The 21,993-nt window shown below is 69.6% G+C and carries 23 protein-coding genes and 1 riboswitch; of the genes, 5 read left to right on the plus strand and 18 right to left on the minus strand.

The window, feature by feature from the left end:
- Nucleotides 1-87 precede the first annotated feature (87 nt).
- The 3 genes from panC to ACWDX9_RS00935 form a co-directional block, all read right to left on the minus strand.
- Nucleotides 88-924: a pantoate--beta-alanine ligase gene (panC, locus tag ACWDX9_RS00925; protein ID WP_449947433.1), complete on the minus strand. Its 837-nt coding sequence runs from the start codon at nucleotides 922-924 to the stop codon at nucleotides 88-90.
- A gap of 16 nt (nucleotides 925-940) precedes the next feature.
- Nucleotides 941-1,831, minus strand: a complete 891-nt coding sequence (locus ACWDX9_RS00930) for a Rossmann-like and DUF2520 domain-containing protein (RefSeq protein ID WP_350723753.1) — start codon at nucleotides 1,829-1,831, stop codon at nucleotides 941-943.
- A gap of 442 nt (nucleotides 1,832-2,273) precedes the next feature.
- Nucleotides 2,274-2,501, minus strand: coding sequence for a chaplin family protein (locus tag ACWDX9_RS00935; protein ID WP_350723755.1), 228 nt, complete (start codon nucleotides 2,499-2,501; stop codon nucleotides 2,274-2,276).
- A 186-nt stretch (nucleotides 2,502-2,687) separates the two neighbouring features.
- Here ACWDX9_RS00935 and ACWDX9_RS00940 point away from each other — a divergent pair, with 186 nt between their 5' ends.
- Entirely contained in the window at nucleotides 2,688-3,650 is a 963-nt protein-coding gene (locus ACWDX9_RS00940; protein WP_449947436.1) for an SAM-dependent methyltransferase, read from the plus strand.
- On the opposite strand, the gene ACWDX9_RS00945 is transcribed toward ACWDX9_RS00940, so the two are convergent.
- Both ACWDX9_RS00945 and ACWDX9_RS00950 read right to left on the minus strand, forming a co-directional pair.
- Nucleotides 3,634-4,827 (minus strand): cytochrome P450, encoded by a 1,194-nt coding sequence (locus ACWDX9_RS00945; RefSeq protein ID WP_449947439.1) that lies wholly within the window; start codon nucleotides 4,825-4,827, stop codon nucleotides 3,634-3,636. The genes ACWDX9_RS00940 and ACWDX9_RS00945 overlap by 17 nt on opposite strands.
- 9 nt (nucleotides 4,828-4,836) lie before the next feature.
- Complete coding sequence (locus ACWDX9_RS00950) at nucleotides 4,837-5,574, minus strand: TerC family protein (protein WP_449947441.1); 738 nt, start codon at nucleotides 5,572-5,574, stop codon at nucleotides 4,837-4,839.
- A 112-nt stretch (nucleotides 5,575-5,686) separates the two neighbouring features.
- Nucleotides 5,687-5,802, plus strand: a riboswitch (SAM riboswitch).
- Between the two features lie 45 nt (nucleotides 5,803-5,847).
- On the opposite strand from ACWDX9_RS00950, the gene ACWDX9_RS00955 reads away from it, so the two are divergent.
- The gene (locus ACWDX9_RS00955; protein ID WP_449947444.1) at nucleotides 5,848-7,140 is read left to right on the plus strand and encodes an aminotransferase class V-fold PLP-dependent enzyme; all 1,293 of its coding nucleotides are present in this window, start codon (nucleotides 5,848-5,850) and stop codon (nucleotides 7,138-7,140) included.
- 8 nt (nucleotides 7,141-7,148) lie between these two features.
- Here ACWDX9_RS00955 and ACWDX9_RS00960 read toward each other — a convergent pair whose 3' ends face one another.
- Nucleotides 7,149-7,799 (minus strand): DoxX family protein, encoded by a 651-nt coding sequence (locus ACWDX9_RS00960; RefSeq protein WP_449947447.1) that lies wholly within the window; start codon nucleotides 7,797-7,799, stop codon nucleotides 7,149-7,151.
- A gap of 123 nt (nucleotides 7,800-7,922) precedes the next feature.
- Here ACWDX9_RS00960 and ACWDX9_RS00965 point away from each other — a divergent pair, with 123 nt between their 5' ends.
- Together ACWDX9_RS00965 and ACWDX9_RS00970 are read left to right on the plus strand one after the other, a co-directional pair.
- Nucleotides 7,923-9,068: an NADH-quinone oxidoreductase subunit D gene (locus tag ACWDX9_RS00965; protein ID WP_449947450.1), complete on the plus strand. Its 1,146-nt coding sequence runs from the start codon at nucleotides 7,923-7,925 to the stop codon at nucleotides 9,066-9,068.
- Nucleotides 9,065-10,141: an acyltransferase family protein gene (locus ACWDX9_RS00970; protein ID WP_449947452.1), complete on the plus strand. Its 1,077-nt coding sequence runs from the start codon at nucleotides 9,065-9,067 to the stop codon at nucleotides 10,139-10,141. The genes ACWDX9_RS00965 and ACWDX9_RS00970 overlap by 4 nt, the downstream gene beginning before the upstream one ends.
- Before the next feature lie 102 nt (nucleotides 10,142-10,243).
- Here the strand turns inward: ACWDX9_RS00970 and ACWDX9_RS00975 are convergent, their stop codons facing one another.
- The 11 genes from ACWDX9_RS00975 to dacB all read right to left on the minus strand — a co-directional run bounded on the left by ACWDX9_RS00975 (nucleotide 10,244) and on the right by dacB (nucleotide 20,175).
- Nucleotides 10,244-10,699, minus strand: a complete 456-nt coding sequence (locus ACWDX9_RS00975; RefSeq protein ID WP_350723765.1) for a DUF3180 domain-containing protein — start codon at nucleotides 10,697-10,699, stop codon at nucleotides 10,244-10,246.
- On the minus strand, nucleotides 10,696-11,199 hold the full coding sequence (folK, locus tag ACWDX9_RS00980) for a 2-amino-4-hydroxy-6-hydroxymethyldihydropteridine diphosphokinase (RefSeq protein WP_449947455.1): 504 nt from the start codon (nucleotides 11,197-11,199) through the stop codon (nucleotides 10,696-10,698). Before folK ends, ACWDX9_RS00975 begins: the two co-directional genes overlap by 4 nt.
- A complete protein-coding gene (gene folB / locus ACWDX9_RS00985; RefSeq protein WP_435054215.1) occupies nucleotides 11,196-11,561 on the minus strand; it encodes a dihydroneopterin aldolase in 366 nt (121 codons plus the stop codon). Before folB ends, folK begins: the two co-directional genes overlap by 4 nt.
- A complete protein-coding gene (locus ACWDX9_RS00990) occupies nucleotides 11,551-11,997 on the minus strand; it encodes a nuclear transport factor 2 family protein (protein WP_364245492.1) in 447 nt (148 codons plus the stop codon). Before ACWDX9_RS00990 ends, folB begins: the two co-directional genes overlap by 11 nt.
- A complete protein-coding gene (gene folP / locus ACWDX9_RS00995; protein WP_364245495.1) occupies nucleotides 11,994-12,800 on the minus strand; it encodes a dihydropteroate synthase in 807 nt (268 codons plus the stop codon). Before folP ends, ACWDX9_RS00990 begins: the two co-directional genes overlap by 4 nt.
- A gap of 108 nt (nucleotides 12,801-12,908) precedes the next feature.
- Nucleotides 12,909-13,487: a GTP cyclohydrolase I FolE gene (folE, locus tag ACWDX9_RS01000; RefSeq protein WP_357738099.1), complete on the minus strand. Its 579-nt coding sequence runs from the start codon at nucleotides 13,485-13,487 to the stop codon at nucleotides 12,909-12,911.
- Entirely contained in the window at nucleotides 13,484-15,478 is a 1,995-nt protein-coding gene (gene ftsH, locus ACWDX9_RS01005; RefSeq protein WP_449947461.1) for an ATP-dependent zinc metalloprotease FtsH, read from the minus strand. Before ftsH ends, folE begins: the two co-directional genes overlap by 4 nt.
- 238 nt (nucleotides 15,479-15,716) lie before the next feature.
- Nucleotides 15,717-16,268 carry a hypoxanthine phosphoribosyltransferase gene (gene hpt / locus ACWDX9_RS01010; protein WP_350723776.1) on the minus strand — a complete coding sequence of 184 codons (552 nt, stop codon included), beginning with the start codon at nucleotides 16,266-16,268 and terminating at the stop codon, nucleotides 15,717-15,719.
- A 10-nt stretch (nucleotides 16,269-16,278) separates the two neighbouring features.
- Nucleotides 16,279-17,283 (minus strand): tRNA lysidine(34) synthetase TilS, encoded by a 1,005-nt coding sequence (gene tilS / locus ACWDX9_RS01015; protein ID WP_449947731.1) that lies wholly within the window; start codon nucleotides 17,281-17,283, stop codon nucleotides 16,279-16,281.
- A gap of 241 nt (nucleotides 17,284-17,524) precedes the next feature.
- Complete coding sequence (locus ACWDX9_RS01020; protein ID WP_449947464.1) at nucleotides 17,525-18,601, minus strand: zinc-dependent metalloprotease; 1,077 nt, start codon at nucleotides 18,599-18,601, stop codon at nucleotides 17,525-17,527.
- A 176-nt stretch (nucleotides 18,602-18,777) separates the two neighbouring features.
- Nucleotides 18,778-20,175 carry a D-alanyl-D-alanine carboxypeptidase/D-alanyl-D-alanine endopeptidase gene (dacB, locus tag ACWDX9_RS01025; protein WP_449947733.1) on the minus strand — a complete coding sequence of 466 codons (1,398 nt, stop codon included), beginning with the start codon at nucleotides 20,173-20,175 and terminating at the stop codon, nucleotides 18,778-18,780.
- A gap of 161 nt (nucleotides 20,176-20,336) precedes the next feature.
- Here dacB and ACWDX9_RS01030 point away from each other — a divergent pair, with 161 nt between their 5' ends.
- Nucleotides 20,337-20,828, plus strand: a complete 492-nt coding sequence (locus tag ACWDX9_RS01030; RefSeq protein ID WP_364245509.1) for an inorganic diphosphatase — start codon at nucleotides 20,337-20,339, stop codon at nucleotides 20,826-20,828.
- Between the two features lie 5 nt (nucleotides 20,829-20,833).
- Here ACWDX9_RS01030 and ACWDX9_RS01035 read toward each other — a convergent pair whose 3' ends face one another.
- On the minus strand, nucleotides 20,834-21,937 hold the full coding sequence (locus ACWDX9_RS01035; protein WP_449947467.1) for an NlpC/P60 family protein: 1,104 nt from the start codon (nucleotides 21,935-21,937) through the stop codon (nucleotides 20,834-20,836).
- Nucleotides 21,938-21,993: the final 56 nt, after the last annotated feature.

Genomic DNA, 21,993 nt, shown 5'->3' on the forward strand with positions numbered 1-21,993 from the left:
CCCGGTGCCCGACCTGCGAGACCAGCGGCGCGCCGGAGCAACTCGTCCCGCAGCTCCTCGTCGGTCATGACCCGACGGTAATCCGCCTCAGGCGGGATTCAAGGTGAGGGTGACGTTGTCGATCAGCCGGGTGGTGCCCACCGTGGCGGCGACCGCGAGCACGGCCATCCCTGCGTACGACTCGTCCACCTCGACGAACGTCGCCGGATCGACCAGCGCCAGATAGTCGGTCGTGAGCCGGGGCCCGGCCGCGTCCAGCACCTCCTGGGCCACCGTGCGGACCCGGGCCGGGGTGAGCTCGGCCGCGCCCGCCCGCAGCGCGCGGGAGAGCGCCAGCGCCACCTGGCGGTCGTCGTCGGACAGGTAGCGGTTGCGGCTCGACAGGGCCAGGCCGTCGGGCTCGCGTACGGTCGGCGCCCCCAGGATCTCGATGGGCAGGTCGAGGTCGGCGACCATGCGGCGGATGAGGGCGAGCTGCTGGGCGTCCTTCTGCCCGAAGACCGCCAGGTCGGGCTGGACCAGGTTGAACAGCTTGAGCACGACCGTCAGCACGCCGTCGAAGTGGCCGGGCCGGAAGGCGCCCTCGACGATCGAGCCCATGTGGCCCGCGGAGACGCTCACCTGGCGGTCGGACGCGTACATCTCCGCGGCGTCCGGATGGAAGACGACGTCCACGCCCTCGGCCCGGCACACGTCCAGGTCGGCGTCGAATGTACGGGGATAGCGTGAAAAATCCTCGCTTGGGCCGAATTGCAGGGGGTTGACGAAGATGCTGACCACGACCTGATCGGCGCGGACGCGGGCCTGCCTGATCAGCGACCTGTGCCCCTCGTGCAGCGCACCCATGGTGGGCACCAGAGCCACCGCACCACCTCGACGCGCCTTGACCAGGTCTTCCCGGCCCCTGGCGACGATCAACTCCATAAGATGCCCCTTACCGTCAGGTCCATATGTTGCCCCCCAGCGCGTCGAGGAGCCGCTCCGCCTCCTCCGGTTTGAGCAGCCCCGCGGCCAGCGCGCGGTCGGCCGTGAGGCGGGCCAGCGCGATGTAGGCGTCCGCCGCCTCGGGCGCCGCCAGGATCAGCGCGTCCACGTGCCTGCGCACGGTGCCGGCGTCGCCGCGGACGACCGGGCCGGTCAGCCCCGTGATGCCCAGCCGCAGCACGTTGTCGAGCGCGGCCCCGAGCAGCGGGCCCAGCATCCGCCCCGGGTGCTCGACGCCGATGCGCCCCAGCAGCTCCTGCGACTCGGCGATGAGGGTGACCATGTGGTTGGCGGCCCCGGCCAGCGCCGCGTGGTAGAGCGCGCGGTCGGCGTCGGCGATCCAGACCGGCTCGCCGCCCATCTCGATCACCAGGGCCTCGGCGATGGGCCGCAGCACGTCGGGGGCGGTCACGCCGTACGAGATGCCGGTGAGCTTGTTGAGGTCGTCGTCCCTGCCCGTGAAGGTCATCACCGGGTGCAGCGCGAGCGGCAGCGCGCCGGCCTTGGCCGCCGGCTCCAGCACGGACAGACCGTACGCCCCGCTGGTGTGGACCAGCAGCTTGCCGTGGAGGTCGGCGCCCGTCGTGGCCAGCCCGTTGACGAGGTCGGGCAGCGCGTCGTCGGGCACGGTGAGCAGGATGAGCTGGGCCTGCGCGACCACCTCGTCGGGCCTGGACGGCTTGACGCCGAGCCGGTCGGCCGCCCATCGCTGTGAATTGTCCGAAACGCCGCTCGCGGCCGCGATCCGGTGGCCCGCCTGAGCCAGTGCGGCACCGAGGGCCGAGCCGACCTTGCCCGCCCCGAGTACGCCGACAGTCAGCCGTGCCGGGCGATCCCCTGCGTCCATGACGTCACACCCCTGTCGACCTGCTGATGAGAAGCCTGCCGGCCGGACTGCCGCCCTGGCCTCAACCAGGCACGACGAGCAGGACTCCGGTCCGACGAGCAGGCTTCTGTTGTGGCACTGCCGACCAGCGTAACGGCCTCTCAAGGGCTGCGGACTGTCGGGCGCGTCTCGCGACTCGCCCGAGGGCTCCTACGTGACCGCGGTTTTGCCGCCCGTTGAGTTAACGACAAAAGCGACAAGGGCATACAAAACGTGCACCCCTGTCGGAAGAGATGAGGAGAGGGGTTTCATCGCATGGCAGCGGGCGCCGAGTCCCCTCATCCAGGACCCGACGCCCGCAGGATGTGACCTCTTGGAGGTGCGACCGGCCGGCCGCTCGCCGACCGACCAGCCGGAGTCGGAGCCCGGGCCGGACGAGTGCCGGCCCGGGCTCTCTCTTCTTTCAGTGGTGGCTCGGCACGTAGGCGGTGGCACCGCCCTGGCAGCCGGCGAACGCGGCGCCGATGACGGCCACGGCGTTGCCACAGATGTTGATCGGGATCGCGATCGGAAGGTGCAGCTGGTTGCCGCCGAGCACACTGCCGTTGCCGCTGGTCGTGTCGGCGTGCGCCGGGGCCGCGAGCGACAGCATGGCGACGGCTCCTGTGACGACCATGACCTTCTTCAGCACGAGGGCTCCTCTCGGTTTCGCGGCCTGGGGCCGCTGGTGCTTGCTCGGGAGCGGTCGGTCGCGCCAAATGGGCGTGACGCAGAGCGAACGCTCGATGACATTAGGTAAACGTACCGCAAGTCGGCGACAATGAGTAGCCAAATGATGACGATGCGTGTCACCCGAAAGTCATGAGATAGTCCAGACATGTGGCTCACCTGGCGCGCCGCAATGGAGCGCGCGCTGTATGGCGAGGAGGGCTTCTACCTTCGCGAACGCCCTTCAGGCCACTTCCGGACCTCGGTCAGCGCCTCCCCGGCGTTCGCCGACGCGGTGCTGGCGTTGCTGTCGGAGGTGGACGCCGAGCTCGGCGGTCCTGACGTGCTCGACCTGGTCGACATCGGCGCGGGCGAGGGCACGCTGCTCGCCCAGGTGCTGGAGGCCGCCGAGCCCGCGCTGCGCGACCGGCTCCGCGTCACCGCCGTCGACCTCTCCCCCAGGCCGGACGGCCTGCCCGAGCGGATCGCCTGGCGACCGAGCGTGCCCACCGGCATCACGGGCCTGGCCATCGCCAACGAGTGGCTCGACAACGTGCCGCTCGACGTGGTGGAGCAGACCTCCGCCGGACCACGCCTCATCATGGTGAACGTCCGCACCGGCGAGGAGCGCCTCGGCGGGCCACCGCGACCTGACGACTGCGCCTGGCTCGACCGGTGGTGGCCGCTGACCCGGGTGGGCTCGCGCGCGGAGATCGGCCGCCCCCGCGACGAGGCGTGGGCCTCCGTCCTGGGACGCCTCACAAGGGGCCGAGCGATTGCCGTGGATTATGCACACCCTGTGGATAACCGGCCGCTCTGTGGCACGTTGACCGGTTACCGCGACGGCGCGGTCGTTGCCCCGATCCCCGATGGGACCTGCGATATCACGGCTCATGTCGCGCTTGACGCGTGCGCCGAGGCCGGGCGCCAGGCCGGCGCGATATCCACAGCCTTGTCCACACAGCGCGACGCGCTGAGGGCTTTGGGGATCACCGGCACCAGGCCCCCGATCGACCTGGCCCGCACCGAGCCGCGCACTTACATCCGGGCGCTGGCCAGGGCGTCGGAGGAGGGTGAGCTGATCGACCCGGCGGGGCTCGGCGGGTTCGGCTGGCTCAGCCAGCGGCGGTGACCTCCAGCGACCGCAGCCCCCTGATGATGTAGCCGGGCCTCCAGCTCGGCTCCTCCCGCAGCTCGAGCTTGGCCGCCCGGTCCAGGAGCGCGCCGTACGACTCGATGAGCTCGATGCGGGCCAGCGGCGCGCCCAGGCAGAAGTGGATCCCGGCCCCGAACGAGATGTGCGGATTGTCGGCCCGCCCCACGTCGAGCCGGTCCGGGTCCTCGAAGACCGCCGGGTCGCGGTTGGCCGAGCCGAACAGCAACGCCACCTCCGACCCGCGCGGGATCTCCACCCCGTGCACCTCGATGTCCTCCAGCACCCAGCGTTCGAACATCTGCAGCGGCGTGTCCCAGCGCATCACCTCCTCGACGGCCGTGGGCAGCAGCGAGCGGTCCTCGCGCAGCCGGGCCAGTTCGGAGGGGTTGCGGAACAGGGACCACCAGCCGTTGCCCGTCACGTTCACGGTGGCCTCGTGGCCGGCGTTGAGCAGCAGCACGCACGTGCCGACCAGCTCGTCCTCGGTCAGCTCGTCGATCTGCGCCAGCGCGCTGATCAGGTCGTCGCCGGGAGCCCGGCGGCGCTCCGCGGCCAGGGTCTTGAGGTAGTCGGCGAACTGCGACGCCGCCCGTACCGCCGTGTGCTGGGCTTCAAGGCTCGGGTTGAGCTCGTACATGCCGCAGATCTCCGCCGACCAGGGGCGCAGCAGGTGACGGTCGGCGTGGGGGATGCCGAGCATCTCCGCGATCACCGTCACCGGGAGCGGCTCGGCTACCTCGGCGAGCAGGTCGCCGCCGCCCTTCTCCACGAACGCGTCCACCAGGCCCGCGGCGATGGCGCGTACCCGGGGACGCAGCGACTCGACCATCCGCGGCGTGAACGCCTTGGAGACCAGCCGGCGCAGCCTGGTGTGCACCGGCGGCTCCACGTCGAGCATGCCCGCCCTGATCACCCGCCAGAACGGCTCCTGGAACTCCGGCTCCGCCGGCCTCCCGAACTCCTCGTTGGTGGCCACGTGGAGGTGGGACCGCCCCAGGCGGCGGTCCCTGAGCAGGGCGTTCACGTCGGCATGACGTGAGATCAGCCACTGGTTCGTCGGCTCGAAGTAGCTGACCGGCGCCTCGCGCCTCAGCTCGTCGTACACCCGGTACGGATGCGCCACGAAATCCGGATCCCAAGGGTCAAATCGCACTATTTCATCTTATGGAGTGGGATCCTCCTGTGGCACCGCCCGCTTGCTCCGCATCCGGATGTTCAGCAGCTCGACGACCAGCGAGAACGCCATCGCGAAGTAGATGTAGCCCTTGGGGATGTGCTGGCCGAAGCCCTCGGCGATGAGCACCACGCCGATCAGCACGAGGAACGACAGCGCCAGCATCTTGATGCTCGGGTGCCGGTCCACGAACCTGCTGATCGGTCCCGAGGCGAACAGCATCACCAGCACCGCCACCACGACCGCCGCGATCATCACGCCGAGCGTGTCGACCATGCCGACGGCGGTGATGACGGAGTCGAGCGAGAACACGATGTCCAGCACCATGATCTGGATGATCACCGAGGCGAAGGAGGCGGCCGCGGCCTTCTTGCCGTCCTTGCCCACGGGGCCGTCCATGCTGTGGCCGATCTCGGTGACGCTCTTGCCCAGCAGGAACAGGCCGCCGAGCAGCAGGATCAGGTCGCGTCCCGATATTTCGTGACCGAAGACGGCGAACAGCGGCTCGGTGAGCTGCACCACCCACGACAGGGCGAGCAGCAGGAGCAGCCGGGTGATCAGGGCCGCCCCCAGACCCAGCACCCGGGCTCTGTCCCGTTGTTCGGGAGGTAGTTTCCCGGCCAGGATGGAGATGAAGATGATGTTGTCGATCCCCAGCACGATCTCCAGGGCGACCAGGGTGAAGAAACCGATCCAGATCTGCGGGTCGGTTACCCAGTCCAACATTTACGCACCTCCATGACACATGAGCGGGATTTCCGGTAGCAACGAGTCAGCCGCCGGATAAGTTCACCGACTTGCGATCGATGGAGGGGATTGGGTTATAGTCTCCGCCGTAGGTCATGAGTGCCAGCGACAAGCCCCGGCTAGCTGGCCGGCAACCCTCGCGTCCGCGGCGGGGTGCCCCGGGTGAAGACCTGGTCCGTCACGAAGTGTGGCGGGCAAGCGCGGGCTCCGTGGCTGCTTCCAGGGGTCCGATGACCCTGAGGGAGATGTGCCGTGTCCACGTTGACGATCTTCAGCTCCGTCCCCGCTCGCGCCGCCGAGGCCGAGGCCGTTCCGGTCGCCACGAGCAGGCCGATCCCCGCCGTGCTCGGTGCCGATCTCGAGGTGCCGGTCAAGGGCGGCAGGCTCGTCGGCTACGCCAACCTCGACTACGCCGCCAGCGCCCCCTGTCTCGAGCCGGTCAGCGCCGCCGTCACCGCCGCGCTCCCGGCCTACTCCAGCGTCCACCGGGGCGCGGGCTACGCCTCGCAGCTCACCACCGCCCGCTACGAGCAGGCCCGCCACACGGTGCGGGCGTTCGTCGGGGCCCGCCCGGACGACGCCGTGATCTTCACCCGCAACACCACCGACGCCACGAACCTCCTGGCCCGCTGCCTGCCCGCCGGCACGACCACCGTGGTCTTCGACACCGAGCACCACGCCTCTCTCCTCCCCTGGGAGAAGTCCGTACGGCTGGCGCCGCCCGCCTTCCCCGGCGAGGCCGTCCGCGCCGCCGACGCGGCCCTGGCCGGCATCGACGGCCCCAAGCTGCTCGTGGTCACCGCCGCCTCCAACGTCACCGGCGAGCTCTGGCCCATCGCCGCCCTGGCCCACGTCGCGCACCGGCACGGCGCCCGCATCCTGGTGGACGCCGCCCAGCTCGTACCGCACCGGCGGCTCAACCTGACCGCGCTCGACCTGGACTACGTGGCCTTCTCCGGGCACAAGCTGTACGCGCCGTTCGGCGCCGGGGTGCTGGTCGGGCGGCGGGACTGGCTCGCGGACGGCGAGCCGTACCTCAAGGGCGGCGGCGCGGTGCGCTCCGTGGGCGACGACACCGAGTGGCACGACGACCCGGAGCCGCGGCACGAGGCGGGCACCCCGAACGTGCTGGGCGCCATCGCCCTGGCCGCCGCCTGCGACGCGCTGACGGCCACCGGCTGGACCGCGCTGGTGCGGGAGGAGGAGCGGCTGATCGCGCGCCTGCGGTCGGGGCTGGCCTCGATCGAGGGCGTACGGGAGCTGTCGCTGTGGGGGGACGACCACCCGCGCGTCGGCATCGTGTCGTTCACCGTGGCCGGCTACTCGGCCCGCGAGGTGGCCGAGGCGCTGTCCGGCGAGTACGGCATCGGGGTGCGCGACGGCAAGTTCTGCGCGCACCCGTTCGTCCGGCACCTTCTTGGCGAGGCCGACGGCGGATGTGAGGACGGCACCGCCTCCGCGGTGCGGGCCTCCATCGGCATCGGCTCCACGCAGGAGCACGTGGACCGGTTGGTCGAGGCCGTGCGGGACCTCGTGAATCGCTGAGTCGGCCGCTAGACGGCGTCGGAGCGGTTCGGCGGCTTGCGGTGCGGCGGCGGCTCGTCGGAGACCAGGGCGTCGATGTCCCTCATGTCGTCGTCGTTGACCCCGCCGGCCCGGTGCTCGGTCGGCTGCCTGGGCACCCGAGGCGCCTCGGCGGGCGTCGTGAGGCCGGCGGGCCTGGTCGTGACGTTCGACGGCTCCGGACGCTGTGGCCGCGCGGCGCTTTCCTCCTCGGCGGCCCGGCGTTCCGAGCGCCGGCGGAACATCGCGGCGAAGATCCCGTCGATCCCGATCCGGCCGCCCCCCAGCGCCAGGAACAACAGGGCCAGTGACCCGAGCGCGCCGGGCAGCTCCCAGCCGCCGGCGCTGGACAGCACCCCGTGCCCCGCGTGCACGTACGTGATGGCGCCCAGCATGTTGATCAGCAACACCAGCCCCACCAGGCGCACCAGCAGGCCCAGGATCAGGAAAATGCCGCCCGCCATCTCGACGACGGTCGCGAACATGGCGGCGAGCTCCGGCATCGGGATCCCCATCCCCTTGAACGCCTGCCCCGTGGCCGCAAGGCCGCCCTCCCACTTCTGCGCGCCGTGGACCAAGAAGATCACGCCGGTCACCACCCGTGCGATCAACGCCGCGACATCAAACACAACTCTCTTCATGGTGTTATCTCCCCCCGGTTCCTTGTATTCCTCCCCGTGTCCGAGTTAGGGATGCGTTTCCGTACCATTCCTTGACCCGGCCCCGCCCTGGCCCAGCAACCGGCGCGGTGGCAGCATTGCCATATGACGGAACGTGTGGTCGGGATCGGCGCGGGTGCAAAAGAGCTGGCCACCGAGGACATGATCCTCAACATCGGCCCGCAGCACCCGTCGACCCACGGGGTGCTCCGGCTCAGGCTGACGCTCGACGGCGAACGCATCACCGCCGCCGAGCCGATCATCGGCTACATGCACCGGGGCGCGGAGAAGCTGTTCGAGGTCCGCGACTACCGTCAGATCATCATGCTGGCCAACAGGCACGACTGGCTGTCGGGGTTCGCGAACGAGCTGGGCGTGGTGCTGGCCGCCGAACGCCTGCTCGGCATGGAGCCCCCGGTCCGGGCCGTGTGGGCGCGCACGCTGCTGGCCGAGCTCAACCGGGTGCTCAACCACCTGATGTTCCTCGGCTCCTATCCGCTGGAGCTCGGCGCGATCACGCCGCTGTTCTACTCGTTCAACGAGCGCGAGCGCATCCAGGCGGTCATGGAGGAGATCTCCGGCGGCCGCATGCACTACATGTTCAACCGGGTCGGGGGCCTCAAGGAGGACCTGCCGCTCGGCTGGCTCGACCGGGTGTCGGAGGCCGTCGCGGAGACCCGCCGCCGGGTGCCCGACATCGAGAACCTCATCCTGCACAACGAGATCTTCATCGCCCGCACCAGGGGCGTCGGCGTGCTCTCCCGCGAGCAGATCATGCAGTACGGCGTCAGCGGCCCCATCGCCAGGGCCTCCGGCGTGGACTTCGACCTGCGCCGCGACGACCCGTACCTCGCCTACCCCGAGCTGCCCGTGAAGGTCGTCACGCGGCAGGCCGGCGACTGCCACTCCCGGTTCGAGGTGCTGTTCGACCAGCTCAAGGTCTCGCTCGACCTGGCCGACGCCTGCGTCTCGCGGCTGCGCTCGCTGCCACCCGGGCCGATCAACCAGCGCCTGCCGAAGGTGCTCAAGGTGCCGGAGGGCCACACGTACGCGTGGACCGAGAACCCTCTCGGCATCAACGGCTACTACCTGGTCTCCAAGGGCGACAAGACCCCGTGGCGGCTCAAGCTGCGCTCGGCCTCGTACAGCAACGTCCAGGTGCTGCGGGAGATGCTGCCCGGCCACCTGGTCGCCGACATGGTGGCCATCCTCGGCTCGATGTTCTTCGTCGTGGGTGACATCGACAAGTGAAAGTCGAGCGCGACAAGTACGTCGACTGGCTCCGCGCCCTGAGCCTGTGCGTCGTGGTGGTCTGGCACTGGGCGTTCACCATCCTGGAGTGGAAGCCGAGCGGCCCCGAGCCCACCAGCCCGCTGGGCTTCACCTCGGGGCTGTGGATCCTGACCTGGCTGCTGCAGGTGCTGCCGCTGTTCTTCTACGTCGGCGGCCACGTGCACCTGCTGTCCTGGGAGCGGGCCAAGGAACGCGGCGTCGGCATCGGCTCGTTCGTCTGGCGGCGCATCCGCGCGCTGGCATTACCCGCCCTGTTCCTTTCCGGGGTGTGGATCGCCATCGGGGCGGTCGTGACGTACACGTTCCAGGTCGACTGGATGTGGCGGGTGGTGCTGCTGGTGCTCAGCCCGCTGTGGTTCCTGGGCGTCTACCTCGTCCTGATCGCGCTGCTGCCCGTGGCGCTCTGGCTGCACCGCCGCTACGACGTGCTGACGCTGATCTGGCTCGGCGGCGCGTCGCTGGTGGTGGACGTGGTGCGCTTCCGGTACGGGGTCGACTGGGTCGGCTGGCTCAACATGATCATCGTCTGGGGGCTCGCCCACCAGGCCGGGTTCTTCTACGACCGGATCGTCATCCTGCCCAGGCGTTATGACATCGCGGTGCTCTGGACGGGGCTGTTCGCCCTGTTCGGCCTCGTCTATTCGGGCATCTACCCGGGCTCGATGGTGGGCGTTCCGGGCGACAAGTGGTCGAACATGGCGCCGCCCACGTTCGTGATCGTCGCCCTGCTGCTGTTCCAGGTCGGGCTGGTGGAGGTGCTGCGGCCGTCGATGGAGCGGGTGCTGGAGCGTCCGGGCTGGCGACGGGTGAACGAGTTCATCAACCGGTACTCGCTGCCGCTCTTCCTCTTCCACACGACCGGGATGGCCATCGCGCTGGGCCTGTCGTGGTGGCTCTTCGGCAGCCTGGGCACCGAGATCCCGCCGGACCTGAAATGGTGGCTGGAGCGCCCGATCGCCATCCTCGGCCCGCTGATCTGCACCGCCCCGGTCATCTACCTCTTCGCGAGGGAGCGCCGTCGCCCGGACTGAGGAGCGCCGGAAGCGCAGCGACCAGAGCGACGAGGGAAGGCGCTCCAAGGCGACCGAGCCGCCTCCGCCAAGTGGAGGCCATAAGCGCGGCAGGCGCTCGTCTTAGTCCGGTTTGTGCTCGTCCTGGTCCTTGGGGATCCGGCAGGCGTGCTCCAGGTAGAGGGCGGCGCAGATCAGCGCCACGCAGGCCACGAACGACCCCGCCGCGACGAAGAACTCCGCCCGTGGCGTCTCCCGGTCCAGGATCTGCACCGTGTAGAGCCCGAACCCGGCGAACAACCCGCCGAACACCGCCCCCGCGTACGCCGACGCCTTGGCCAGCGCGGCCAGCCGGGCCACCGACAGCGGCTCCACCGGCTTGGTGCCCGGCTTCCTGGCGATCCTGGCCTTGGTCACCCAGGCGCTGTAACCCTCGCCGATGGCCAGCAGCAGCACGGTCGGGATCGCCGTCCACGGCATCAGGGGCAGGTCTGAATAGAAGGGCCTGACCGCCGCCCACGCGATCAGCGCGACAACAGCGATGATGCCGACCAGGCGGCCCGGATGGGTGGGCTTCAATCGGGCCTCTGCAGCTTCAGGTCGTCGCGCAGGCGTACCCCCTGCTGGTCGATGCCCGCCAGCAGCTCCGCCACCCGGCCGCGCCCGGGCACCACCGCGTCGGGGTCGGCCTTCGCCCACGGCACGAGCACGAACGCGCGCTCGTGAGCGAGCGGATGCGGCAGCGTCAGCTCCGGCTCGTCGCAGATCGTGTCGCCCACCACGATCAGGTCGACGTCGAGCGTACGCGGCCCCCAGCGCTCGGCGCGCACCCGCCCGAAGGCGTTCTCCACGCTCTGTGCCCGCTCCAGGAGCGTGCGCGGCTGCAGGCTGGTCTCCGCGATCACGATCGCGTTGAGATACGGCTTCTGTCCCGGCGGACCGCCCACAGGGTCGGTCTCGTAGACCGGCGACGCCTGGACGAACTCCAGCCCTGGGGCGTCGAACAGGGTGTCCACGGCGCCTTGCAACGTCTGGAACCGGGGCCCCAGATTGCTGCCGAGAGCGAGGACGACTTTCATACGCGGCTCCGCTCAATGGTCACGACCACGTCGTCGAACGGCAGCGGGATGGGCGCCGCCGGTTTGTGCACGCTCACCTCGACCCTACGCACCAGCTCACTGGCCAGGCACACGTCGGCCAGCCGCTGCGCGAGCGTCTCTATCAACGCGACCGGCTCGCCCTCCACGACCTTGACCAGCGCCTCGGCCAGCTCTCCGTAATGGACGGTCTTGGTGAGGTCGTCGCCGGCCGCGGCCGGCGCGGTGTCGAGGAACAACGTCGCGTCCACGACGAACTCCTGCCCGAGCTCCCGCTCGGCAGGGAGCACGCCGTGCCTCCCCCTGGCCCGCAGGCCCTTGAGAGCGATGCGATCAGGGCTCAAGCTCGCCTTCCTCCTCCTCGTCGTCATCTCCCTGGAGCACCGGCGAACCGTGGTGCATCCACAGCCGCCAGCCCTGCGAGGTGCGGATGTAGACGTTACTGGCCACCACCTTGCCCGCGGCGAAGCTGGACTCACCCTCCTCGCCGGCGGTGAGGATGTTCTCGACGCAGGTGAGCACGGCCACATCGCCCAGCACGGTCGTGTCGACGTCGGTCAGCACGAACTGGATATAGGTGGTGTTGGCCATGATCAGGGCCCACGACCGCAGCACCTCGGACCTGCCGCTGAGCAGGGTCCAGCCCGGGTGCACGCAGCTCACCTGGTCGTCGGCGGTGTCCTCGGCCCAGATCTCGGTCATCTTGTCGAGATCCGCGTTCTCGATCGCGGCGTAGAACTCCTGGTTGATCGTCTCGATCGCGACGGTGTCGACGCTCATGTGTTGGCTCCGGCTCTCTTCCATGCGGCTGCCACGCGTACGGCATCGGCGTTGGGACCCACCTCGTGGACGCGTACGCACCAGGCGCCCGCCTGGGCGGCCAGTGCGGTCACGGCCAGCGTCGCGGCGTCGCTGCGGCTGAACGGCCGGGGTGTGCCGTCAGGACCCGCCAGCAGGCGCCCGAGGAAGCGCTTGCGCGACGCTCCGATGAGCAATGGGTAGCCGAGCTCGGCCAGCTGGGGGATCCCGGCCAGCAGTGCCCAGTTGTGCTCGGCGTTCTTGGCGAAGCCCAGGCCGGGGTCGAGCACGATCTGCTGCTCCGTGACGCCTTCGGCCAGGACCAGGTCGACCCGCTTGCCGAGCTCCTCGCGGACCTCGGTGACCACGTCGGCGTAGACCGCGCGGTTGTCCATGTCATGACTGTGGCCGCGCCAGTGCATCACGACGTACGGGACGCCGGTCGCGGCCACCACGCGCGGCATCTCCGGGTCGGCGAGACCACCGCTCACGTCGTTGACCAGCCGCGCCCCCGCCTCGACCGCGGCCTTGGCCACCTCGGCCCGCATCGTGTCGACGCTGACCGCCACTCCCTCGGCGTGGAGTGCCCTGATCACGGGGACGACCCTGGCCAGCTCCTCCTCCAGGGACACCCTGGCCGCGCCCGGACGGGTGGACTCGCCGCCCACGTCGACCAGGTCGGCCCCCTCCTGAACCAGCTCAAGGCCATGCTGGATGGCGGCCGCCTCGTCGAACCACAGGCCGCCGTCGGAGAACGAATCGGGGGTCACATTGACCACACCCATGACAAGGCACCGATCCGCACCTCCCGGCACGCTGATGGGCACGCTAGTCATGGGCCAAGCCTAGGCGCTCCCCCACACATGTTGACATCGTGGGTCCCCGTTCGGTCATCAACGACCCAGGATCAGCGCCATCGCCTCAGATCGGGTCTTGTCGCTCGTGCGGAAATCGCCGCGAACCGCCGAGGTGACGGTCTTGGCGCCCGGTTTGCGTACGCCGCGCATCGTCATGCACAGATGCTCGGCCTCGACCACCACGATGACTCCGCGCGGCTCCAGAACCCGCATGAGAGCGTCGGCGATCTGGGACGTCATGCGCTCCTGGACCTGAGGGCGGCGGGCGAACACGTCGACCAGCCGGGCCAGCTTCGACAGGCCCGTCACCTGGCCGCGGTCGTTGGGGATGTAGCCCACGTGGGCCACACCGTGGAACGGGACCAGGTGGTGCTCGCAGGTCGAGTAGACCTCGATGTCCCGGACGAGCACCATCTCGTCGTGATCGACGTCGAAGACCTTGGTCAGGACGTCTTCGGGCGTCTGGCCGAGCCCTGAGTACTGCTCGGCCATGGCGCGGGCGACCCGGGCCGGCGTGTCGAGGAGGCCGTCACGGTCGGGATCCTCGCCGATGGCGTAGAGGATCTCGCGTACGGCCTTCTCGATCCGGCCCAGGTCGACGTCGTACTGAGTCACACACTGTCCCCGGACGGGAGGGCGTCCTGGTGGCCCGCGGTGAGCGAGCCGTTGGCCGACTGCTCCTTGGGGGTCAGGATCGGCGGACGGTCGGAGGGGAGCCGCTTGCCGTAGCCCGCGTAGGACGGGCGGTGCGCCCTGACCACGACCGAGGCGAAGATCTGCAGCACCTGCTCGCGGGAGAGCGTCTCCTTCTCCATGAGCTCGAGCACCAGGTTGTCGAGCACGTCGCGGTATTCGACCAGGATGTCCCACGCCTGGTCGTGCGCCGTCTCGATCATCCGGCGGACCTCCTCGTCGATCGTGGAGGCGATCTTCTCGGAGTAGTCGCGCTCGTGGCCCATCTCGCGGCCCAGGAACACCTCGGCCTGGCCGGTGCCGAACTTACGGGCGCCGAGCTGCTCGCTCATGCCGTACTCGGTCACCATGCGGCGGGCGACCGCCGTGGCCTTCTCGATGTCGTTGGAGGCGCCGGTGGTGGGCTCGTGGAAGACGAGCTCCTCCGCCGCGCGGCCGCCGAGCAGCATCGCGAGCTGGTCCATCATCTCCGACCTGGTGGCCAGGAACTTGTCCTCCATCGGCAGCGTCATCGTGTAACCGAGGGCGCGGCCGCGGGACAGGATCGTGATCTTGTGGACCGGGTCGGAGTTGGGCAGCGCGTGCGCCACCAGCGCGTGACCGCCCTCGTGGTAGGCGATCATCTTCTTTTCCTTGTCGGACATGACCCGCGACTTGCGCTCGGGCCCTGCCATGACGCGGTCGATCGACTCCTCGAGGACGTCCATCGTGATCAGCTTCTGGTCGGCCCGCGCGGTGAGCAGGGCGGCCTCGTTGATCACGTTGGCCAGGTCGGCGCCGGTGAACCCGGGGGTGCGGCGCGCGATGACGTCGAGGTCGACGTTGGGGGCGAACGGCTTGCCGCGGCCGTGGACCTTGAGGATGCCCTTGCGGCCCTCGAGGTCGGGGCGGTCGACGGTGACCTGCCGGTCGAAACGGCCCGGGCGCAGCAGCGCCGGGTCGAGGATGTCGGGCCGGTTGGTCGCGGCGATGAGGATCACGCCGCCCTTGACGTCGAAGCCGTCCATCTCGACGAGCAGCTGGTTGAGCGTCTGCTCGCGCTCGTCGTGACCGCCGCCCAGGCCGGCGCCGCGGTGGCGGCCGACGGCGTCGATCTCGTCGATGAAGATGATCGCCGGGGCGTTGGCCTTCGCCTGCTCGAACAGGTCGCGCACACGCGAGGCGCCGACACCGACGAACATCTCGACGAAGTCGGAACCGGAGATCGAGTAGAACGGCACACCCGCCTCACCGGCCACGGCACGGGCCAGCAGGGTCTTACCGGTGCCGGGCGGGCCGTACAGCAGCACGCCCTTGGGGATCTTGGCGCCGATCGCCTGGAACTTGGCCGGGGCCTGCAGGAACTCCTTGATCTCCTGGAGCTCCTCGATGGCCTCGTCGGCGCCTGCGACGTCGGCGAAAGTCGTCTTGGGGGTGTCTTTGGTGATGAGCTTGGCCTTCGACTTGCCGAAGTTCATCACCCGGGAGCCGCCACCCTGCATCTGGTTCATGATGAACAGGAAGATCAGCACGATGAAGACGATCGGCAGGAAGCTCACCAGGATGCTGACCAGGAAGTTCTCCTGGGGCACCTCGGTGGTGAAGCTCTTGGTCTTGCCGGCCTCGTACTGAGCCTGGAGTTCGTCGGTCAGCTTGCTGCCGTAACCGGTGACCCAGTTGGACTGGATCAGCTTCGTCGGGGCGTCGCCGGCCTTGACCGTGATGGGGTTGGTCAGCGTCACCTCGATCCGGTTGTCCTTGTCGACAATCTTGGCGTTGCTGACGTTTCCGGCGCGAATCTGCTGGAGAACCAGTGACGTGTCGGCCTGCTTGTAATTACCGCCGCCACTCCAAAGCTGAGTGACGAGTAGGAGCAGCACGACGATGCCCAGGATCCACAGCAGTGGCCCACGTGTAAATCGCTTGAGATCCATCCGATGCGGAACCCCTTGCGGGCCCGTCCCTTCCTGACCATGGCCTGGAACCCCGGGCTGGCCCGGGGCCGCGGCATCCGGCACCGCGACTTCTGACTACCCGAGGGGGACACGCGGTCACCCTCCAGGAGTCTGAAGGTACACCGGCAGAGCGCACGGGGGGACCCGCCCGCTGCACCGGCCTTGCCCTATCAACGTACGTCACGGTGCGCGGTGTTCCCGGCCGAGGTCCAGATTGCTACTTGTAAACGTGTGGGGCCAGTGTGCCGATGAACGGCAGATTCCGGTATCGCTCGGCGTAGTCGAGGCCGTAACCGATGACGAACTCGTTGGGAATGTCGAACCCCACGTATTTCACATCGATCGGCACCTTCACCGCGTCGGGTTTCCGCAGCGCGGTGCAGATCTCAAGTGAGGCGGGATTACGCGACTTCAGGTTTTCCAACAGCCAGTGCAGGGTCAGGCCGGAGTCGATGATGTCCTCGACTATCAGCACGTCGCGGCCCAAGATGTCGGTGTCGAGGTCTTTCAGCACGCGTACGACGCCGGATGACTTCGTGCCCGCGCCGTACGACGACACCGCCATCCAATCCATTTGCACGGGCACGTGCAGGGATCTGGCCAGGTCGGCCATCACCATGACGGCGCCCTTCAGCACGCCCACGAGCAGCAAGTCTTTACCCGCGTAGTCCTCGTCGATCCGCCCGGCAAGCTCTTTGATCTTGGCCTGGAGCTTGTCCTCGGGAATGAGGACATTTTCCAGGTCATGGCCCATGTCGGCAGCGTCCACCTGTGGTTCCTTATGCGATGGGACTGATGGCGAGTATCAGGGTGCCATACCGCCGGACAGCGGACAGACCCCCGGGCAGGTCCACGGCCTTCTGCCCGCGCCAGCTCGTGACCAGCCGATCCACGGCCTGCACGTGCGTGGCCGAGAGGGCCCCTGACGGCGCTCCCGCCGCAATGGCCGCCCGCCGCAGCACCCGCCGCCTGACGGCGTCGGGGAGCTTCTCCAGCTCTGGCAAGGCCAGTGTCACCGATCCCGGAATATCGCTAAGAGCGCAATTTTGGTACGCCGATTCGGCCCATTGATCGAGAGCGTCGGCATCCTCCCGCGCCATCCCAGCGGTCCTCGCGAGCGCCTCGGCCACCCCCGGGCCCAATTCCGCCTCGAGGACGGGCAGGACCCTCCTTCGCACGCGGACCCTCGTGTAGCGGGGGTCCTCGTTGTGGGGGTCGTCCCAGGGGTCGAGCCCCATGGCCGCGCAGGCCTTGACGGTGGTGGCCCTGGGGATGTTCAGGAACGGCCTGCGGTAGCGCCTGCTGCGTGCCGCCATCCCGGACAGGGACCTGACGCCGCTCCCCCTGGCCAGGCCCAGGAGCACCGTCTCCGCCTGGTCGTCGCGGGTGTGCCCGAGCAGGACCGCCTCCGCCTGGAGCCGATCGGCCGCCTGGGCCAGCGCGGCGTACCTCGCGTCCCGAGCCGCCGCCTCGGGGCCGCCCTCGGTGCCGACCGTGACGGTGAGAACCTCGGCCGGGCTCAGGTCCAGCCGGCGGACCCCTATGTCCGCGACCGTCCGGGCCCGCTCGGCCGAGCCGGGCTGGAGCTGGTGATCCACGGTGAGCAGCCCTGCGCTGAGGCCCGTCCGGGGCGCCACGAACGCCAGCGCCGCCGCCAGCGCGAGGGAGTCGGCCCCGCCGCTGCAGGCGGCCAGCACGAGCGCGCCTTCCTCGACGTCGGCCAGCGCCTCACGCACTGCCCGGCGCACGTCGGCTACGGCTGGATGTGGACCCACGGGTGCCATTCTCACCCCAACACCACCCACACCACACCAGGCCACCAACCGCCCGCCGCCTACGCCATGCCGCCCGCCGTCGCAGTGCGCCGAACTCCGCCGCACCGCGCCTTATCGACGCGGCACCCCAGGGGGACGGAACGTCGGCCTCACGCACCTGCATCACGAGGCACCTGCGCCACCCGCCCACCGCCGGCCGCCTTCGCAGCCCGCTGGGCGGACGCTGGCGTAAGGGGCCGGGGTGGGAGGGTCAGGCCGGGAGGGCTGGGGTGCCGATGACTCGGCTGATCCAGGCGTCCGGGTCGGAGATCTCCGGCGTCGTCGGAAGCGTCTCGGGAGAGGTCCAGATCTTGTTGAAGCCATCCATCCCCACCCGGTCCACCACCTTCCGCACGAACGCCGACCCCTCCGCGTACTGCTTCATCTTGAGGTCGATCCCCAGCAGCCGCCGCACCGTACGGTCGAGGCGGGAGCCGCCCTCCCGGCGCTGGGCGAACTTGGCGCGGATGTCGCCCACCGAGGGCACCACGGACGGGCCCACCGCGTCCATGACGTAGTCGCCGTGCCCCTCCACCAGGGTCATCACGGCCGTCAGGCGGTCGAGGATCTCCTTCTGCCCCGGCGACTGGATGGCGTCGATGAGGTTGCCCTCCCCGCCGCGCACCACGTCGGCCACCGTGTCGGCGGCGCTGCGGAGGCGTTCGAGCAGCGTGGGCAGGTCGAGGTCGGAGGCGAGCAGGAACTCGGTCATCTGCGACCGGACGTATTCGCGCAGCCACGGCACGCCCGTGAACTGCACCCGGTGCGTCTCCTCGTGCAGGCACACCCACAGGCGGAAGTCGTGCGGGTCGACGCCCATCTCGCGCTCGGCGTGGACGATGTTGGGGGCGACGAGCGTCAGCCGGCCCGCGGGCTCCTGGCCCGTGGGGTCGGGCGGGAGGAACAGCTCGTACTGCCCGAGGACCCGCGAGGCGAGGAAGGCCAGGACGGCCCCGACCTCGACGCCCGTGATGCGGGAGCCCACGGCGGTGACGATGGCGGGCGGCTGGTTGTCGCCGCTGCCCATGCGCTCCGTCAACGGCTCGAGCACCACGCGGAAGCCCTCGACGTTCGCCTTGATCCAGCCGGGCCGGTCGACGATGGTCGCGGCCTGTGGCGCGGCCTCCGCGTGGATCTTGGTGAACTCGCGCACGTGGCCCTCGGCCTCACGCGACAGGGTACGGAGCTCGGTGACGGCCTGCCTGGCCTCCTCCCGGCTCACTTGAGGACCGGGGCGCACCAGGCGCGTGCCGGTCGAGACAGCCAGATCCCAGTCGATCACCTGCATACCGTCCACCGTACGTGCTCGATGCCCAACCTGCGAAGGAGCGCCGGTGTCTGGACTGAGGAGGGAGGGAGCGAAGCGACCGAGCGACGAGGGAAGACACCGGACCCCAGCGACTGAGCCGCGATCCGAAGGATCGCCATAAGCACGCGAAGGAGCGACCATCCCAGGGAGCGCGATCAGGACCTTGCCACGGTGGCGGCGAGGCGGTCGAGTACGGGTTCGGCCGTGACAGGGACGCGGTCCGCCATGAACGCGAAGGTCACCAGCCGCCCGTCCTTCGTGGTCGCCATGCCCGCCAGCGTGTTGACGTTGTTCAGCGTGCCGGTCTTGGCGCGTACGAGCCCCACCTGCCCCCTGCTGTCGCTGCCCGTGAACCGCCGGCCGTTCCCCAGCGTGCCGGAGAAGCCCGCGATCGGCATGCCGGAGGCGATGGCGTGCAGGTTGGGCTGGCTCGTGGAGCCGGCCATGGCGATCAGCTTGGCCAGGGCGCTGGGGCTGATGCGGTTGCGGGTGGACAGGCCGCTGCCGTCGGAGAGCGAGATCCCCTGCGCGGCCCCGAGCCGCTGGAGCACCGCCACAACCGCCTTGTTGCCCCCTTCGAACGACGCCTCCTGGCCTTCCTTGATGGCCACGTGCCTGGCCAGGGCCTCGGCCATGTCGTTGTCACTTCGGGTGAGCGTGTGCTCGACGAGGGAGTAGATCGGGGCGGAGTCCACCCGGCCCAGCTCGGGGGCGCCCGCCGGGGCCTTGTCGGGCTTCACGGACCTGGCGACCGTGATCCCCTGCCTGGCCAGCAACTTGGCGAAGGCCACGGCGGCGTACTGGGGCGGGTTGGAGACCCGGGGCTGATGGAAACGGGGATTCTGGCGGCCTTCGTCGATGGTCAAGGCGTAGACGGGCGCGACCTCGCCGTCCGGGACGTAGTTCGGCTTCCAGCCGGGCGCGATCGGTGAACCGACGAACAACGAGGTGTCGTACGAAAGGGTGATTTTTCGAACGTTTTGCGACTTGAGGGTGGCGGCCGTGCGGGCCGCCAGGGTGGCCAGGCTGGCCTGCTTCGGGTACGTCGGTTTCGCCGACGGGCCGGCCAGCATCGGGTCGCCGCCTCCGACCAGGATGGCCGTGCCCGGCTTCGCACCCTGGACGACCCTGGTGGACAGACGCGTGTCCGGGCCGAGGGAGGCGAGGGCCGCGGAGCACGTGACGATCTTCGTGGTCGAGGCCGGGACGATGGGGACGTCGGCGTTGGCGGCGAAAATCCGTTCGCCGGTGGCCGCGTCGAGCACCACCGCGCCCACATGAGAGCCGAGCGCTTCGTCACCCAGGGCACTGGTGAGCTGGCGCGTCAAAGTACCCTTAGTCGGGAGAGGTCCGCCCCCTGACTTCACCGAAAGCTGGGCCAGCACAGGCCCTGAGGTGACCACGGGGACGGAGGAAGACCCTTCCGGCGGGGACGCCGTCGGCTTGGTCGGTGGAGGCTGCCTCGTCAACGCGCCCAGGCTGAAGTCGGTGGTCATCGCGTAAACGCCGATGACGATCGTCAGGGCCTGCAGCACGGCGAGAGTGGTCAACATCACCCACCGGTCGTGCCGCGCCACGTCGTCTGCCTCTCTCCTGTGTTCGCCTACGAGACATTAACGCCCAACCGGGGGTCCCCGGGGGCTTGAGTGCGGGAGACGAAGCCGAACCAGGCACTGCCCGGTGAAGCGGAATCGGCCCATGAGAAAGGACCGCGGTGGAGTTCGACGTCGTCGTTGAGATTCCGAAGGGGAATCGGAACAAGTACGAAGTGGACCACGAGACCGGGAAGATCAGGCTCGACAGGCTCCTGTTCACCTCCACGCAGTACCCCGCCGACTACGGCTTCATCGAGCACACCCTCGGCGAGGACGGCGACCCGCTGGACGCGCTGGTGCTGCTGCAGGAGCCGACCTTCCCCGGGTGCTACATCACCTGCCGGGCGGTCGGCATGTTCAGGATGACGGACGAGAAGGGCGGGGACGACAAGGTCCTCTGCGTCCCCTCGACCGACCCGCGGATGCACCACATCCAGGACATCCATCACGTGTCGGAGTTCGACCGCCTGGAGATCCAGCACTTCTTCGAGGTCTACAAGGACCTGGAGCCGGGCAAGTCCGTCGAGGGCGCCAACTGGGTCGGCCGCATCGAGGCCGAGGCCGAGATCGAGCGTTCCTTCCGCCGGGCCAAGGAGGAGGGTCACCACTGACCCCCTCAGCGGGGCCTGGTGGCGCCCACCAGGTCCCCGCGCCAGATCGAGGCGACCCGTACGACGTCGCCGGTCTGCGGCGCGTGCACCATCTGACCGTTGCCGACGTAGATCCCGACGTGGTGGATGGTGCCCGGGTCGCTGCTGACGTAGCCGAAGAACAGCAGGTCGCCCCGTCTGAGCTGGTCCAGCGGCACGTGCGGGCCCGACGTCCACTGGGTGCCCGTCCAGTGGTCCAGCCGTATGCCCACCTTCTCCCAGGCCCGCATCACGAGCCCTGAGCAGTCGTACGTGTCCGGGCCGGCGGCCGCCCACACGTACGCCTTGCCCAGCTGGGTCAGCGCCCAGTCGGCCGCCACGTCCCCCATGGCCGAGCCCCCGGTGGCCATGCTCTGCAGTGCCGCGGCCCGCTGCCTGGCCAGCAGCTCCGCGCGGGTGCGGGCCGCGTCCACCCGGCGCTGGAGGACCACCGTACGGGCCTGCAGCTCCGTCGTCTCCTGCCGCTGCCGGGCCACCGCCTGCTCGGCCACGGTCTTGGCCAGCGCGACCCGCTCCGAGAGGACCCGGTGGGCGGCGTAGGCGTTCGCGGCCTGCGTACGCAGGATGGCGGCCACCTCCTGCGCGTCGCGCACACTGCCGAGGATCGCCGACTGTTCGCTCCTCATCTGCGCCAGCAGGCCCGCTCTGCGCAGGACGCCCTCCCTGTCGCCCTGATCGACGATCATGCTGACGACCGGGGTCATCAGCCCCAGCCCGCCGTAGCTCTGCGCCGCCAGCAGCGCGACGGCCTGCCTGGCCCGCTCCACCTCCGCGTCCGCCGACGCCAGCCGCGCTCTGGCCTGCGCATAGGTCTGGTCGGCCTGCCGCAGCCTGACCAGCTCGCCGTTGTACGCCTCCACCAGTCGCTCCACCGCGGCCGCCATCCCGTCCAACCGCGCCTGCGCGGTGGCCAGGTGGGCGCTGGCCGCCCCCAGCTGCCGCGAACGGTCCTGCGCGGCCTGCCGGGCCTTGCGCACCTCCCGCGAGGAGGGGACGGGGTCGGCCACGACAGGCGGGCACAGAGCGACGACCAGGCAGCACACGAGGAGCCCGGCCCGGAATGCGCGCATTGGTCCCCCCAGAAACACATGGTTACTCTATGCACACAGTTCCCGGCAATTCACTT

The sequence above is a fragment of the Nonomuraea sp. NPDC003201 genome (assembly GCF_053590415.1).